Origin of the sequence: Salipaludibacillus sp. CUR1 (assembly GCF_021028955.1) — a bacterium.
In the GTDB taxonomy this organism is placed as follows: domain Bacteria; phylum Bacillota; class Bacilli; order Bacillales; family Salisediminibacteriaceae; genus Salipaludibacillus.
The window spans coordinates 1-13004 of record NZ_JAIWPE010000032.1 but is presented as its reverse complement, the minus strand read 5'-3'; the positions used below and the strand labels follow the sequence as shown (position 1 = coordinate 13004).

The following is a 13004-nucleotide window of genomic DNA, read 5'->3' as shown; positions in this document are numbered from 1 at the left end:
TTTAAAAAATCGGGGAATAATGGAAAATAATACAACCTAGTATTCCCCCTTTGCAGAAGAGCCCCTTATTTAAGGAGGCTCTTCTTTTGACTTATTCACTTATCCTTTTGATTCATTCAGCTTTTTCAGAAAAGCCCCTATCCTGTCAATTGCTTCTTCCAGCTGTTCCATGGAGGCAGCATATGAACAACGGATATGGCCTTCCCCTCCGGCTCCAAACACGTGCCCCGGTACAACAGCGACTTTCTGATCCAGCAGCAGTTGTTCAGCAAACTCTTCTGAAGAGAGGCCTGTTTCGGCGATTGAAGGAAAAGCGTAAAAGGCGCCCCCGGGCGAATGGCAAGTTAGCCCGATTTCTTTTACCGATTTTACAAAGTAATTTCTCCGCTGGCGATAGGAAATAATCATTTCTTCCATCTCTTCGCGTCCGTTAGTCATCGCTTCAAGAGCGGCATACTGTGCCATAGTGGACGCACACATCATTGCATATTGATGAATTTTTAACATGGCCTCCGCATAAGGCTTCGGAGCTGTCAGATAACCTATGCGCCAGCCAGTCATTGCATAGGATTTTGAGAATCCGGAGATTAAAATCGTCCTTTCCTTCATCCCTTCAATTGAAGGAAAGCTCGTATGGTCACCGTCATAAGTCAGTTCGGCATAAATCTCGTCAGATAAAACCACTAAATTGTGATCTTTAACTACTTCCGCAACTTTTGCAAGCCCCTCTTTTCCCATGACTGCTCCTGTAGGATTATTCGGAAAAGACAGCATTAAAGCTTTTGTTTTACTCGTAAGTCTTTCCTTTAGATCGTTTTCATCAATTTCAAAGTTTTTATCAATGGATGTCGGTACAGGGACAGGGATTCCTCCTGCAAGTGATACGAGAGGAGCGTACGAGACAAAACAAGGCTCGACTATGAGAACTTCATCACCCGGATCAACAATAGCCCTTAAGGCCAAATCAATTCCCTCACTGGCTCCAACCGTTACAATTACTTCACTTTCTGGATGATAATCCACACCAAAGCGTTCCAGAAGATATTTACTGATGGCTGCCCGAAGTTCAAGCAGGCCGGCATTAGCTGTATAAGAAGTGACGCCTCTTTCTAAGGAATGAATACTGGCTTCACGGATATTCCAGGGCGTTGAGAAATCCGGTTCACCTACCCCTAATGAAATAATATTATCCATTGAAGACGCAAGGTCAAAAAAGCGTCGGATTCCGGACGGCTGAATCCGGTTTACGGCTGCCGACAAACGTGGCTGGTGCTCGGTTTTAATTATACTCATGGTGATACCACCATCCGGTGGTCTCCTTCTTCATCCTGTCCAAAGATGACACCGTCATGTTTATACTTTTTTAACTGAAAGTGAGTGGTTGTAGAAATAACTGAATCGAGAGTTGATAATTTTTCCGATACAAACTGGGCAATATCTGACATTGACCGGCCTTCAATAGAAACAGATAAGTCATATGTGCCTGACATAAGATAAAGTGCCTTCACTTCTTTAAACCGGTAAATTCTTTCGGCAACTTCATCAAAGCCTACACCTCTTTTAGGTGTGACCTTTACGTCAATCATCGCTGTAACGGTTTCCGCTATGTCTGTCTTGCTCCAGTCAATGAGGGCGGAATAGCCCAGAATCACTTTTCGCTTTTCTAAACTTTTCAGCATGGCTGCGACCTCATCGGTGGGAGTATCGAGCATCTTTGCTAAACTTTCTTCTTTCATTCTTCCTTCTTTTTCTATAAGACTGAGCAGTTCACGTTCTTTTTCGTTCATAAATGAATGATCCTCCTGACTAGTAGTATCTCAAACTGTTTTAAATCCTTATTAAGGGGAAATATAATTAGGCATGTTTTATTATTATACTTTTCTGATATCACTATATTCTACATGACTATAAACGTCCATACCAGACGTAATTTTATACAGGAGGTAAAAAAATGACTGAAGTTAACCAAAATCCTCATGTGAATGACTATCAGCACGTGGCTATTTTATTAATAGATATGATCAGTGATTATGAATTCCCGGATGGCGAAAAGCTGTTCGAGCACGCTCTTCCGGCTGCCAAAAATATTGCTGAGTTAAAAAACCAGGCAAATGAACTGCAAATTCCCGTATTGTACGTGAATGACAATTATGGAAGCTGGCAGTCAGACTTCCCTAAAATTGTAGAGGACATTACGAAGAGTCCTCGAGGTAAACAAATTGTTGAGTACCTGCAGCCGGATGATGATAATTATTTCATACTAAAGCCTCAATATTCGGGTTTCTTTATGACGCCCCTGGAATTGCTGCTGGATTACTTAAATGTCAAAACTCTTATTATAACTGGAGTAGCCGGAAACATGTGTGTCCACTTTACAGCTAACGACGCTTATATGAGGCATTATAAATTGTACGTCCCATCCGATTGTGTCGCCTCAAACAGTCAGGAAGAAAACGATGAAGCCCTCCATCTTATGAAGAGAGTTCTTAAAGCTGAAACTGCTCCTTTAGCTGAATTAGATTTGGAAAAAATTAAATATGAATGGATGGATACGCCAAGCACACACCCAAAGAAAAACTGAATATTCTATATATTAAAGCCTGTCTTTACGTCTGCCGTCCGAATAAGCTATAATAGCACTGTAGCAACAGTGTTAAGTCTTACTTTGCCATTTTACCACTCATTTTAAATTGCTTATTCAGAAACTCTGAAATTAAGCAGAAGACCTCGGGAAAGGTTATCCCGAGGTCCCATTTTTCTTTTTTTGTAACCGCTTTAAGCTAACCGGAAAACAATACCGTGACCGCCTTTTGGATATTCCCACTTAATATTCTCATGAGGACATCCGATTCTGCAGCTGCCGCATTCATGGCAGCCTTCGAATCCGACAAACATTCTGTCGCCTTCCCACTTGTAAACTTCTGCGGGACAAAAAATCGTACAGTCTTTATCAGGGCATTGAGTGGCGCAAATCTGGTGGTCTTTAACCTCTAAATGAGATTTCTGATCACAGTTGAACCTGATAAGATACTGCTTATCTTCAAGTGTTTTCGCCATCTTACTTCACCGCCTTCCAAGCTTTATACATGTCTTTCGCCAAACCAATTTTTCCGCGGCCTGCAGTCATCTTCGCAATGATTTTCTTCTGTTTTTCCCACTTTGGCGTACCGTCGACTGTAAAGAATGTATTCATAGCCTGATTCATTAACGGGACATATTCCTGGAAGTATTGCGGATTTTCTTCAAAAGTATGAGCAGCATCTTTATATTTTTTCAGATCCTTACCGATAAAGCTGTCGTAGATCTCGGTTCGGTAAGAGTCCAGAGTTCTTTCAGAAAAGTCACCTGTTTCTTTTGCTTTTACAATTGTTTCGGCTGCTATTTTACCCGAAGACATAGCCATGTTAGAGCCTTCACGGTGTATAGCGTTAACAAACTGTGCGGCATCCCCTGTGACTATCACACCATTCCCAACAAGTTTCGGCACGGAATTAAAACCGCCTTCAGGAATTAAATGTGCCAGGTATTCCTGGGTTTCAGACCCTTCTATATAGGGCTGAATCATTGGATGCTGTTTGACATGCTCCAGAAGTTCATAAGGTTTAAGCTTCTTTTTCATCATTCCTGACAGCGTCGTTCCTACACCAATGTTTACACTATCTTTATTCGTATACAGAAAACCTGTTCCTAAAATTCCATGGGTCGCATCACCGAATATTTCTACAGACACCCCCTGACCGTCTTTCACGTTAAAACGTTCGTTTATTGTTTTAGATGGGAGCTTCAAAACTTCCATAACTGTCAGCGCGACTTCATTCGGTTTCCATTCTTTATGAAAACCAAGCTGCTTTGCTAACAGTGAATTAACACCGTCTGCCAGCACGACCACATCAGCATAAACCTCTCCATCCGGGCGGTCTGTCCTTACCCCGACAACTTTTCCATCCTCAACTATGCATTCTGTTGCTACTGTTTCATTAATTAAAAGAGCACCTTGTTCTACTGCCTTATTAGCAAACCATTTATCAAACTTAGCACGTAGCACTGTAAAGTTGTTGTAAGGCTCTTTAGCCCACTCCAATCCTTTATAACTCGTCGTAATCATAGACTCCTTATCTAAAAACCAGAAGCGTTGTTCCACTACAGGCCTTTCAATTGGCGCTTCTTTCCAGAATTCAGGGATGATTTCTTCTAACTGTTTCCGATAAAGAATGCCTCCCATCACATTTTTGGCACCTGGATATTCGCCCCGTTCAATCAAAAGGACTTTCAAACCGTTTTTAGCGGCCGTATAAGCACAGCTGGTGCCTGCAGGCCCGGCTCCTACAACAATCACATCAAATTTTTCAGACATTTGCTGTCACCCCTCCTGCTTCTTCCCCTTTTAAAGCCTTTCGGAATTCCTCTGTCAGCATTGGAACAATTTGAAAGGCGTCAGCTACTATTCCGTAGTGAGCTGCATTAAAAATAGCTGCTTCAGGATCATTGTTAATAGCAATAATCATATCTGAATTCTGCATTCCTACGACATGCTGAACTGCTCCTGAAATTCCAATAGCAAAGTAAATTTTCGGTGTAACAGTTAATCCTGTCTGGCCAACCTGATGGTCATGGCCGCAGAGCCCGGCTTCCACCACATCGCGGCTCGCACCGACTGTGGCATTCAACACTTCGGCAAGTTCTTTCACCATATTAAATCCTTTTTCGTCTTTGATGCCTTTCCCGGCTGCCACTATGACATCTGCTTCCTCAAGGTTAACAGCTTTTTTAGCGTCCCTTACAATTTCAAGGACTTTAGTACGCAGATCTTCTTCTTTTAGAGTAATTTTTTCTTCAATTATTTTTCCCTCGCGTCCTTCTTCAGGCTCCGGCTTTTTCATTACTTTCGGACGCACAGTTGCCATTTGCGGACGGTGCTTCTTACATAAAATTGTGGCCATAATGTTTCCGCCGAAAGCCGGACGGCTCGCTTCAAATAAACGTTTCTCCAAGTTAACGTCAAGCAGCGTTGTATCTGCAGTCAATCCGGTCATAACTTCAGTTGCTACTGCACTTGCCAGATCTTTTCCGTTGGAGGTGGCTCCGTAAAGGAAAATTTCAGGTTTGTATTTCCGTACAAGATCTCCAACCGCTTTCATATATGTTTCTGTCCGGTATTTTTCTAAAACCGGATCGTCTATGACATAAACCTTATCTGCCCCGTAAGAAAATAAATCACTGGCACTGTCTTTTACACCATTCCCTAAAAGCACCCCGCACAAGTTCACTTCCAATTTATCAGCCAGGTCTCTTCCAGCTCCCAAAAGTTCGAGCCCTACATCAATAATCTGACCGTCCCTCTGCTCAATAAACACCCAAACGTCCTTATATTCCTCTATGTTCATTATTTTTCCCCGCCTTTCACACCAAACAACTCTCGTTTCTCAAGTGTAATGGCCAACAGTTTCTCCACCTGCTCTTTTGCTTCCCCTTCAATCATTTCTGCCCCAGAGCTTTTTTCCGGCGGCCACATTTTCCCCACGATGGTCGGTGAACCTTTTAAGCCTAATTGTTTAATATCTACATCGTCCAGATCATCCACGGTCCATACCGTTGGCTCATAGCGTGCAGCCCGCAGCATATTTGGCAGCGGCGAATAAGCGACTTCGTTAATCTCTTTTTCTACTGTCAGCAAACAAGGAAGCGATGACTGAATCAGTTCGTAACCGTTTTCTATTTTACGTCTGACTTTAAGTTTTCCTCCTTCAAGGTCCACTTCTTCCACTTTAATGACGTTCGTTAACGGCGGAATTTCCATACGTCTGGCGATGCCCGGGCCTACCTGGCCTGTATCTCCGTCGATGGCGTGTTTACCGCATAAAACTAAATCGATGCCTTGCTCATGCTGCAGTTTCTCAATAGCTTTAAAAAGCGCGTAACTTGTGGCTAACGTATCGGCACCGGCAAACCGGCGGTCAGAAATTAAATATCCCTCATCCGCACCGATTTCCACACATTTACGGATGGCATTGCGTGCCTGGGGAGGCCCCATTGACAGGACGATAACCTTCCCTCCGTGTATTTCCCTCAGACGGACTGCTTCTTCTACTGCATGTGCATCATAAGGATTTAGAATTGCCGGTGCACTGGACCGATCCAGTGTATTAGTCTTAGGATTTACTTTAATGATCTTCGTGTCTGGTACTTGTTTGATACAAACAAGTATATTCATTTTTCCCCACCCTCTTTTCATTCATTTAAAAACGAGTCAAGCGTCCCGGGATTCCCCTTTCCCAGTTTTCCTGCTTCGTTCATGACCAAAACCGACTGCACATTACTTCACAAAAATTTGTTCAATCATTCACGTAATAAAAGGCAAATAGAGGCACAGCAAAAACTGGAAAATGCTATTGTAAATAATAACCAGATTTTTCTCTCATGCTGTGAAACTTTAAGTCTGTCATTCAGTTACTATAGCAAACGGTTAGGGAACTGTAAGTTGATAGCTTGTGTGGAATGGTGAGAGTCCAAATGGTGAAATTTCCCTCTCGATGAATCATCTTCCTCCCTTCATCAAATCTCCCGTCAGCAGAACCCGCAATAAAACGTCAGTAGAAACCCTTTCAGTAAGTCTGTCTTTATAAACTTATTAAACATAAAGGTTTGAAAGCGGTTTCCTTAGTTTATTTATATCAAAAATACGGGAAGCTAACAACCTCGAATTACGTATTTCACGAAAAAGTCAAACTTTTTAAACATTTTAATATTGAAAAGGTGTTTATGTAGAATAACAAAAAGGCAGGGTGCTATATGATGCCCCGCTGCCTCTTTCATTATATTTTTTGTTTATTCAGTATGGCCGGCTACTTCCTTTTTATTAAACAGATAGATGGTTAAAATCATTATCCCTGTTATAAGAATAAACGTCATACCAACACTTACCCAAAAACCATCTCCTGCATTACCGCTGAAAAACAGCATTTGACTGTGGCTTGAAAGCATGCCTGGAGACCACTTCATAAGGTCAGGCGTATACATACTTAAAACGCTCATCAGCAAAGCTGTTCCAAGTGACCCAAAAGCGACAATGGCCGTGCTTTTAATCAAAGCGCTGAGACACAAAACAAGTGTCATAAAAAATGTAATCCATAAAGCATACACCGCTCCCCCGCTTAACACGTTATTTACAGGGACAGTCTCTATTAACAGCGCAGTATAATAAACCGCTCCTGCAAAACCAATCACAAACGAGCTTAAAGAGATGAGGAGAATATGAACCCACTTAGCAGTTAAATAGTTAAAATACGAAACCGGCTTAACTAATACCATAAGATGTGTGCCGTGACTTTTCTCTCCAGCTACAGTTCCCATAAAAGCCAATACAAGCACAAGAAAGCCGATTTGGCTGAATTGGCCGAGTGTGCCTGCCAGAACTTCTGCTCCTGAAGGCGGAGGAATATCCAAAACAGCCCCTTCAGGAAGGCCACCGAAATTTTCTATAATATCTGCGAAATAATAAGAGGTGAGCGGCTGCATCACTCCAAGTAAAATAAACACGACCGGCAGCCAAAGCCATTTAAAATTCCTGGCAGATTCTGTCCATTCTTTTTTAAATAGTACTCCCCACTGCTTCATCATCTCATCACCTTCATAAACAGATCTTCAAGCGACGTTTTCGCTACTTCAAACTTTAACAGTTTTAACTTATGAAGCATCGGGTCTTTTAAAAGGGCGTCCCTCGCTGTATCAACATCTTCTACTGTTAAGGTTAATTTCTTTTTATCCAGCTTTGATTGACGGATCCAGGATTTTTCATTAATGGAAGACAACCAATTATCCATTGCTTTTTCTGTTTCTATAAAAAAAGCAGGCTGCTGATACTTTCGTTGTAATTCGCTCAGGCCCCCTTCAATAATTATTTTTCCTTTTTTCATTATAAAAATATCGTCAGACACTTCTTCGGCATCATGCAGCACGTGGGTAGAGAATAAAATCGATGTATGCTGTTTCAGTTTTTTCATTAGCTCCAGTATTTCCCTTCTTCCTATCGGGTCGAGAGCCGAGACGGGTTCATCGAGGATCACGAGCTTTGGCTCGTGGACGAGAGCCTGGGCTATCCCAAGCCTTTGTTTCATTCCTCCTGAATAACCGGAAACTTTTTTTTTCCTGTCTTCCTTAAGCCCTACAAGACTCAGCATTTCATTTGTACTCTCTTTAGCTTTTTTCTTAGAAAGCCCAGCCAGTTCAGCGGAAAAACTCACATATTCTTCACCCGTCATCCAACCGTAAAACTTAGGGTGTTGAGGAAGATAACCAATATGTTTTCTGCGGTCCCCGGCATAATCTTTATTAAAATCAATGTCGCCTTCTGTCGGTTTTATCAGGCCTGTAAGCATATTTAAGGTCGTTGTTTTCCCTGCTCCATTAGGACCTAAAAGAGCCGTACACATTCCTTCACGAATAGAGAGGCTAACATTATCGACAGCGGCATTTCCATTATATTTTTTAGTTAACCGTGCCGTTTCAATCAGGCTCATCAGTCATTCCTCCTCCCGAACACGAAATAAAGAATCGGACCGATAATATTAATAAATACAATGACTAAAACCCAGATCCACTGAGGTCCGTTTGTCTTGTCATGTTTAAAACAATCAATCAGAGCAACAACCATTAAAATAGCCTGTAGAATAAGAACAGGGGCTATGAGAGCCCAGTTTTCCTGCAACGCTTGTGTCAGTTCATCCATTTTCTTCACTTCCTTTTGCTTTTATATTTTTTTCAGGAATCATAATAGTGGATAAAGTACGCTTCCTAGCCCCGTCAGAAGACAAGTGGCAGTATTTCTCCACCAGCTCCTGGTACTCTTCAAGAAACTTTAAGTTATCTTCATCATTTAACTGCAAATCAATCTGGGTATAGCCAAATCCATCTTTTTCAATATCCATGTCGCCTTCCAGGTATTCTTCAAGCTGTTTAATTATCAACGCAGCATACATCATAAAGTAACGGCTGTGCTCTTCCTTCGTTATATTCTTTGCTTCCTCTCCAGACATGTGAGCATTTTTTCCATTTAACGTATACCTTTTTTCAAGAGTCCCTCTGACCTGCTTTTCTTCTTCCACCTCGACGATGTGATGATTTCTCAATACTTTTAAATGCCGGTATAAAGTAGCCTGTGGAATATTCTGCAAGCAGTCGATCATCTCCTGGACAGTCATCGGCTTACGGGCCAAAGCTTTTAATATTTTTATACGTATCGGATGGAGAATTACGTCTCCTTTAGACTGTTTCATAAAGAAAGGAGCCTCCTTATTATCACTATTGATAATTTTATCATAATTGATTACCATTAATTTGTCTATATATGTTATCACTTTTGATAATAAATATTTTATGTTTCCCTGCCTATATATATCCCCTATTGAATACAATTTGGAAGACTCACGTCACCGCCGGGAATTTTTCGAAAAAATCAGTGAGCTAAATAAAAAAATAAAACATTACTTCTTATTTTTTCCATACTGAAGTAGAATGACTAATGATGAGCAATTTGGAAATGAAACCTTTTTCCATTTAAAAACGTAGAGAAAGACAGATCAAACTTGGAGGTTATAGTATGAAAAAAGTTTTGTTTACAGGTTTCTCTGCAGCAGCTCTTTTAGGGTTGACTGCCTGTGGGGAAACGACAACAGAAGATGGTCTTAATGTGGAAGATATCCTTAATAAAACCATGTCTGCTATGGAAGACTTAAACTCCTATTCTATTAAAATGGATATGAACCAGCTTATGAAAATGGGAGATGAAGGAGAAATGGCTTTTGATTCCTCAGGGGACGTGGAGCTGACCATGGAGCCAATGACGTTAAAACAGTCAACACGGATAGATATGGGCGAGTTTGGAATGGGAGAAGAATCGGAAATGACATATCTTACTTATTTCACTGAAGATGATGGTTTTTTTGTTGAAGATCCTATGTCAGGCACTTGGCTGAAACTTCCTGAAGAAGTTATGGATGATATGTTAGCGATGTCTGAAGCGCAATTAAGCCCTGAAGACCAGCTTAAGCCTTTTAAAGAGCATATTTCTGAAGTGTCAGTAGAAACGACAGATTCTTCCTATGTTATTACTCTTGCGGGAGATGGCATTGATATGGAGCAATTAATGGAACAGATGGGCGGAATGGGGCTTGAAGGAATGGACCCAATGCTTGGTGAAATGATGGAGGATATTGACATTGAAGCATTAGCCTATGAGATCTTCGTAGACAAAGAGACATTTTATCAGACAGAAGCAAACATAGATATGACTATGACAATGACCATTATGGAAGAAACGATGACAACTCAACAAAAAAGTAATATGATCTTTTCTGATTTTGACCAAATAGACCCAATTGAAATTCCTCAAGATGTCCTTGATAACGCAGAGGAAGTGTCTGAAGAAGAAATGATGGGCGGGGGATTTTAAACCCTCTTTACTAATGTATAGAAAAAAGCTGCTCTGATACTTCAGAGCAGCTTTTAAAGGTTTATAGGTTTAACACCAGTACTTTATCTCTTAACATTGAATCAATACTGCGCCCAATACCCTGTACGCCTTGTCCTGAATTTTTCACGCCAAGGAATGGGAAATGGTCAGGGCCGCGTGATGTTTTTCCATTAACCTGTACAGTTCCGACATTTAATTTATCTGCAATCGCAAATGCATTTTCAAGATTCTGAGTGAATATGCTGGCTTGCAATCCATACTCGTTTCGTTTCTCAAGGTTCACTGCTTCCAGTTCGTTATCTATGCGTATAACTGGGATGACTGGACCAAATTGCTCTTCCCAGGCCACGTCCATATCTTCTGTCACGTGGTCCAGTAAAGTACCTCCTAGTAAGTTTGCTTCTTGAGTGCCTTCTGTTACAACAGTAGCCCCTTTCTTCTTTGCATCCTCGATTAGAGAGACTACAAAGTCAGCTGATTTTTGATCAATCATCGGGGTGATATTCGCATTTTCACTCGATTTTCCTACCGTGAGGTTTTCCACTTTTTCTTTTATTTTTGCTACTAGTTCATCTGCTACACTATTAACGACCATCACACGTTTAATAGCTGTACATCTTTGTCCTGAATAGCTCAGCGCGCCGCTTACGATTTCATTTGCTGTTTTTTCAAGATCGGCATCTTCCAGAACAATCGCTGGGTCTTTACCGCCTAGTTCAAGTACTACAGGAATCATAGAAGCTTTTTTAGCAATATGCTGGCCAGTCCCTGTACCGCCTGTAAAAGTAATCATGTCGATTTTAGGGTGTGTTACAACGAAATCACCAATTACAGACCCTCTTCCAGTCACGACATTAAGAACTCCGGCAGGCAATCCTGCTTTTACAAGGGCTTTTACCATTAACAGACCGCTGATAGCCCCTTGTGTTGCCGGCTTAAATACTACCGTATTACCTGTAATTAAAGCAGGAGCAATTTTTGATGCTGCAAGGTTTACAGGATAGTTAAATGGCGCAATTGCTAATACTACTCCATGAGGGACTTTTTGAACCATAGCCTTTGTAGACTTGGAAGCTCCCGGGAAGGCATCTCCCTGAATGAAACTTCCATGTGTACGTAATCCTTCTTCAGCTGTATGGCGAATTAATTGAGCTGTACGCTTTACTTCCCCTTTAGCAGAAGATAATGTTTTTCCAACTTCTAAATGAATCATCTCGCCAATTTCATCTGTCATCTTCTCCAGCTCTTCTGCCCAGCGGTGAAGAAGCTGAGAACGCTCATGGCCTTCAGTTGCTTCCCAGTTTTCCTGAACATCTGCTGCACTTTTGACAGCTGCGTCAACCTCTTCTTGACTCATAGCAGGAACTTCCCCGGCGACTTTGCCATCGTCGGGAGATTTTATTTGAACAGTTTCTCCACTTGCACTTTCCTTCCACTCATTATTAAAAAGATATGGATAGACTTTTGTATCTTGACGTACATCCATGTTGATCACTCCATTTCTTTAAAGTAAGAAAGCAGGTTTTACTTTCAATGTTTCTTATTAAAACATGTGAAAACACTTACAAACAACCGATATGCATATATTTTTTAAAAAATTATCAGAATTTAATAAAAAATAAACTTAAAAACAATTTCATTTTGTATTATTTAACATTTATAGATATAACTTCCTTTGGAGTGAGAGAGAAACGAGCCAGTTAAGAATCGTGAGGGCGGAAGGGGAGGTATCGCAGAATAAAAAAAAGTTTCCCTTTTAAAAAGGAAAACTTTGATTATGTAATGGTGAGCCATGAAGGACTCGAACCTTCGACCCTCTGATTAAAAGTCAGATGCTCTACCAACTGAGCTAATGGCTCAAAACCTATTTATAATAAAAAATGGTGACCCGTACGGGATTCGAACCCGTGTTACCGCCGTGAAAGGGCGGTGTCTTAACCACTTGACCAACGGGCCATACATAAGTGGCGGAGAAGGAGGGATTTGAACCCTCGCGCCGTTTGCACGACCTACACCCTTAGCAGGGGCGCCCCTTCAGCCACTTGGGTACTTCTCCTTAATGGCTCCACAGGTAGGATTCGAACCTACGACCGATCGGTTAACAGCCGATTGCTCTACCACTGAGCTACTGTGGAATATGGTGGGCCTGAGTGGACTCGAACCACCGACCTCACGCTTATCAGGCGTGCGCTCTAACCAGCTGAGCTACAGGCCCATTAAGGAAAAACAAAAAATGGAGCGGGTGAAGGGAATCGAACCCTCGTCATCAGCTTGGAAGGCTGAGGTTTTACCACTAAACTACACCCGCATGTGTGAAACCTATTTAATTTAAAAAATGGCGCGCCCGAGAGGAGTCGAACCCCTAACCTTCTGATCCGTAGTCAGACGCTCTATCCAATTGAGCTACGGGCGCATATGGAGCGGGAAACGGGATTCGAACCCGCGACCCCCACCTTGGCAAGGTGGTGCTCTACCACTGAGCTATTCCCGCATATTAAACTGGCAGGCCCAGCAGGATTCGAACCTGCGAATCACG

General features: G+C 41.7%; 13 protein-coding genes and 8 tRNA genes. 2 read left to right on the top strand and 19 right to left on the bottom strand.

The features are described from left to right. Positions 1-99: 99 nt before the first annotated feature. Together K8O68_RS07610 and K8O68_RS07605 are read right to left on the bottom strand one after the other, a co-directional pair. A complete protein-coding gene (locus K8O68_RS07610; RefSeq protein ID WP_230896316.1) occupies positions 100-1293 on the bottom strand; it encodes an aminotransferase in 1194 nt (397 codons plus the stop codon). Next, positions 1290-1787 carry an Lrp/AsnC family transcriptional regulator gene (locus K8O68_RS07605; RefSeq protein ID WP_230896315.1) on the bottom strand — a complete coding sequence of 166 codons (498 nt, stop codon included), beginning with the start codon at positions 1785-1787 and terminating at the stop codon, positions 1290-1292. Before K8O68_RS07605 ends, K8O68_RS07610 begins: the two co-directional genes overlap by 4 nt. A 164-nt stretch (positions 1788-1951) precedes the next feature. Between K8O68_RS07605 and K8O68_RS07600 the strand changes: the two genes are divergently transcribed. Then, entirely contained in the window at positions 1952-2581 is a 630-nt protein-coding gene (locus K8O68_RS07600) for a cysteine hydrolase family protein (protein WP_230896314.1), read from the top strand. Between the two features lie 194 nt (positions 2582-2775). On the opposite strand, the gene K8O68_RS07595 is transcribed toward K8O68_RS07600, so the two are convergent. The 8 genes from K8O68_RS07595 to K8O68_RS07560 form a co-directional block, all read right to left on the bottom strand. After that, a complete protein-coding gene (locus K8O68_RS07595; RefSeq protein ID WP_093054730.1) occupies positions 2776-3057 on the bottom strand; it encodes a ferredoxin family protein in 282 nt (93 codons plus the stop codon). Between the two features lies 1 nt (position 3058). Further along, a complete protein-coding gene (locus tag K8O68_RS07590; protein WP_230896313.1) occupies positions 3059-4354 on the bottom strand; it encodes an FAD-dependent oxidoreductase in 1296 nt (431 codons plus the stop codon). Beyond that, complete coding sequence (locus K8O68_RS07585; protein ID WP_230896312.1) at positions 4347-5384, bottom strand: electron transfer flavoprotein subunit alpha/FixB family protein; 1038 nt, start codon at positions 5382-5384, stop codon at positions 4347-4349. The genes K8O68_RS07590 and K8O68_RS07585 overlap by 8 nt, the downstream gene beginning before the upstream one ends. Then, positions 5384-6211 (bottom strand): electron transfer flavoprotein subunit beta/FixA family protein, encoded by an 828-nt coding sequence (locus K8O68_RS07580; protein WP_093054724.1) that lies wholly within the window; start codon positions 6209-6211, stop codon positions 5384-5386. Before K8O68_RS07580 ends, K8O68_RS07585 begins: the two co-directional genes overlap by 1 nt. A gap of 614 nt (positions 6212-6825) precedes the next feature. Further along, complete coding sequence (locus tag K8O68_RS07575) at positions 6826-7617, bottom strand: ABC transporter permease (RefSeq protein WP_230896311.1); 792 nt, start codon at positions 7615-7617, stop codon at positions 6826-6828. Continuing rightward, a complete protein-coding gene (locus K8O68_RS07570; RefSeq protein WP_230896310.1) occupies positions 7614-8516 on the bottom strand; it encodes an ABC transporter ATP-binding protein in 903 nt (300 codons plus the stop codon). Before K8O68_RS07570 ends, K8O68_RS07575 begins: the two co-directional genes overlap by 4 nt. Continuing rightward, the gene (locus K8O68_RS07565) at positions 8516-8725 is read right to left on the bottom strand and encodes a PLD nuclease N-terminal domain-containing protein (RefSeq protein WP_230896309.1); all 210 of its coding nucleotides are present in this window, start codon (positions 8723-8725) and stop codon (positions 8516-8518) included. The genes K8O68_RS07570 and K8O68_RS07565 overlap by 1 nt, the downstream gene beginning before the upstream one ends. Further along, positions 8718-9272 (bottom strand): helix-turn-helix domain-containing protein, encoded by a 555-nt coding sequence (locus K8O68_RS07560; protein WP_230896308.1) that lies wholly within the window; start codon positions 9270-9272, stop codon positions 8718-8720. The genes K8O68_RS07565 and K8O68_RS07560 overlap by 8 nt, the downstream gene beginning before the upstream one ends. A 323-nt stretch (positions 9273-9595) precedes the next feature. Between K8O68_RS07560 and K8O68_RS07555 the strand changes: the two genes are divergently transcribed. Then, positions 9596-10447: a DUF6612 family protein gene (locus K8O68_RS07555; RefSeq protein ID WP_230896307.1), complete on the top strand. Its 852-nt coding sequence runs from the start codon at positions 9596-9598 to the stop codon at positions 10445-10447. Positions 10448-10508: 61 nt separating this feature from the next. On the opposite strand, the gene K8O68_RS07550 is transcribed toward K8O68_RS07555, so the two are convergent. From K8O68_RS07550 to K8O68_RS07510, 9 genes are all read right to left on the bottom strand, one after another. Next, the gene (locus tag K8O68_RS07550) at positions 10509-11954 is read right to left on the bottom strand and encodes an NADP-dependent glyceraldehyde-3-phosphate dehydrogenase (protein ID WP_230896306.1); all 1446 of its coding nucleotides are present in this window, start codon (positions 11952-11954) and stop codon (positions 10509-10511) included. Positions 11955-12251: 297 nt separating this feature from the next. Then, positions 12252-12327, bottom strand: a tRNA-Lys gene (locus K8O68_RS07545). A gap of 22 nt (positions 12328-12349) precedes the next feature. Beyond that, positions 12350-12424, bottom strand: a tRNA-Glu gene (locus K8O68_RS07540). 9 nt (positions 12425-12433) lie between these two features. Beyond that, positions 12434-12524, bottom strand: a tRNA-Ser gene (locus tag K8O68_RS07535). A 4-nt stretch (positions 12525-12528) separates the two neighbouring features. Continuing rightward, positions 12529-12603: transfer RNA gene (locus K8O68_RS07530), tRNA-Asn, on the bottom strand. Positions 12604-12606: 3 nt separating this feature from the next. Next, positions 12607-12683, bottom strand: a tRNA-Ile gene (locus tag K8O68_RS07525). Positions 12684-12702: 19 nt separating this feature from the next. After that, positions 12703-12776: transfer RNA gene (locus K8O68_RS07520), tRNA-Gly, on the bottom strand. 28 nt (positions 12777-12804) lie between these two features. Continuing rightward, a tRNA-Arg gene (locus K8O68_RS07515) sits at positions 12805-12881 on the bottom strand. Between the two features lie 3 nt (positions 12882-12884). Continuing rightward, positions 12885-12959 (bottom strand) — tRNA-Gly (locus K8O68_RS07510). Positions 12960-13004: the final 45 nt, after the last annotated feature.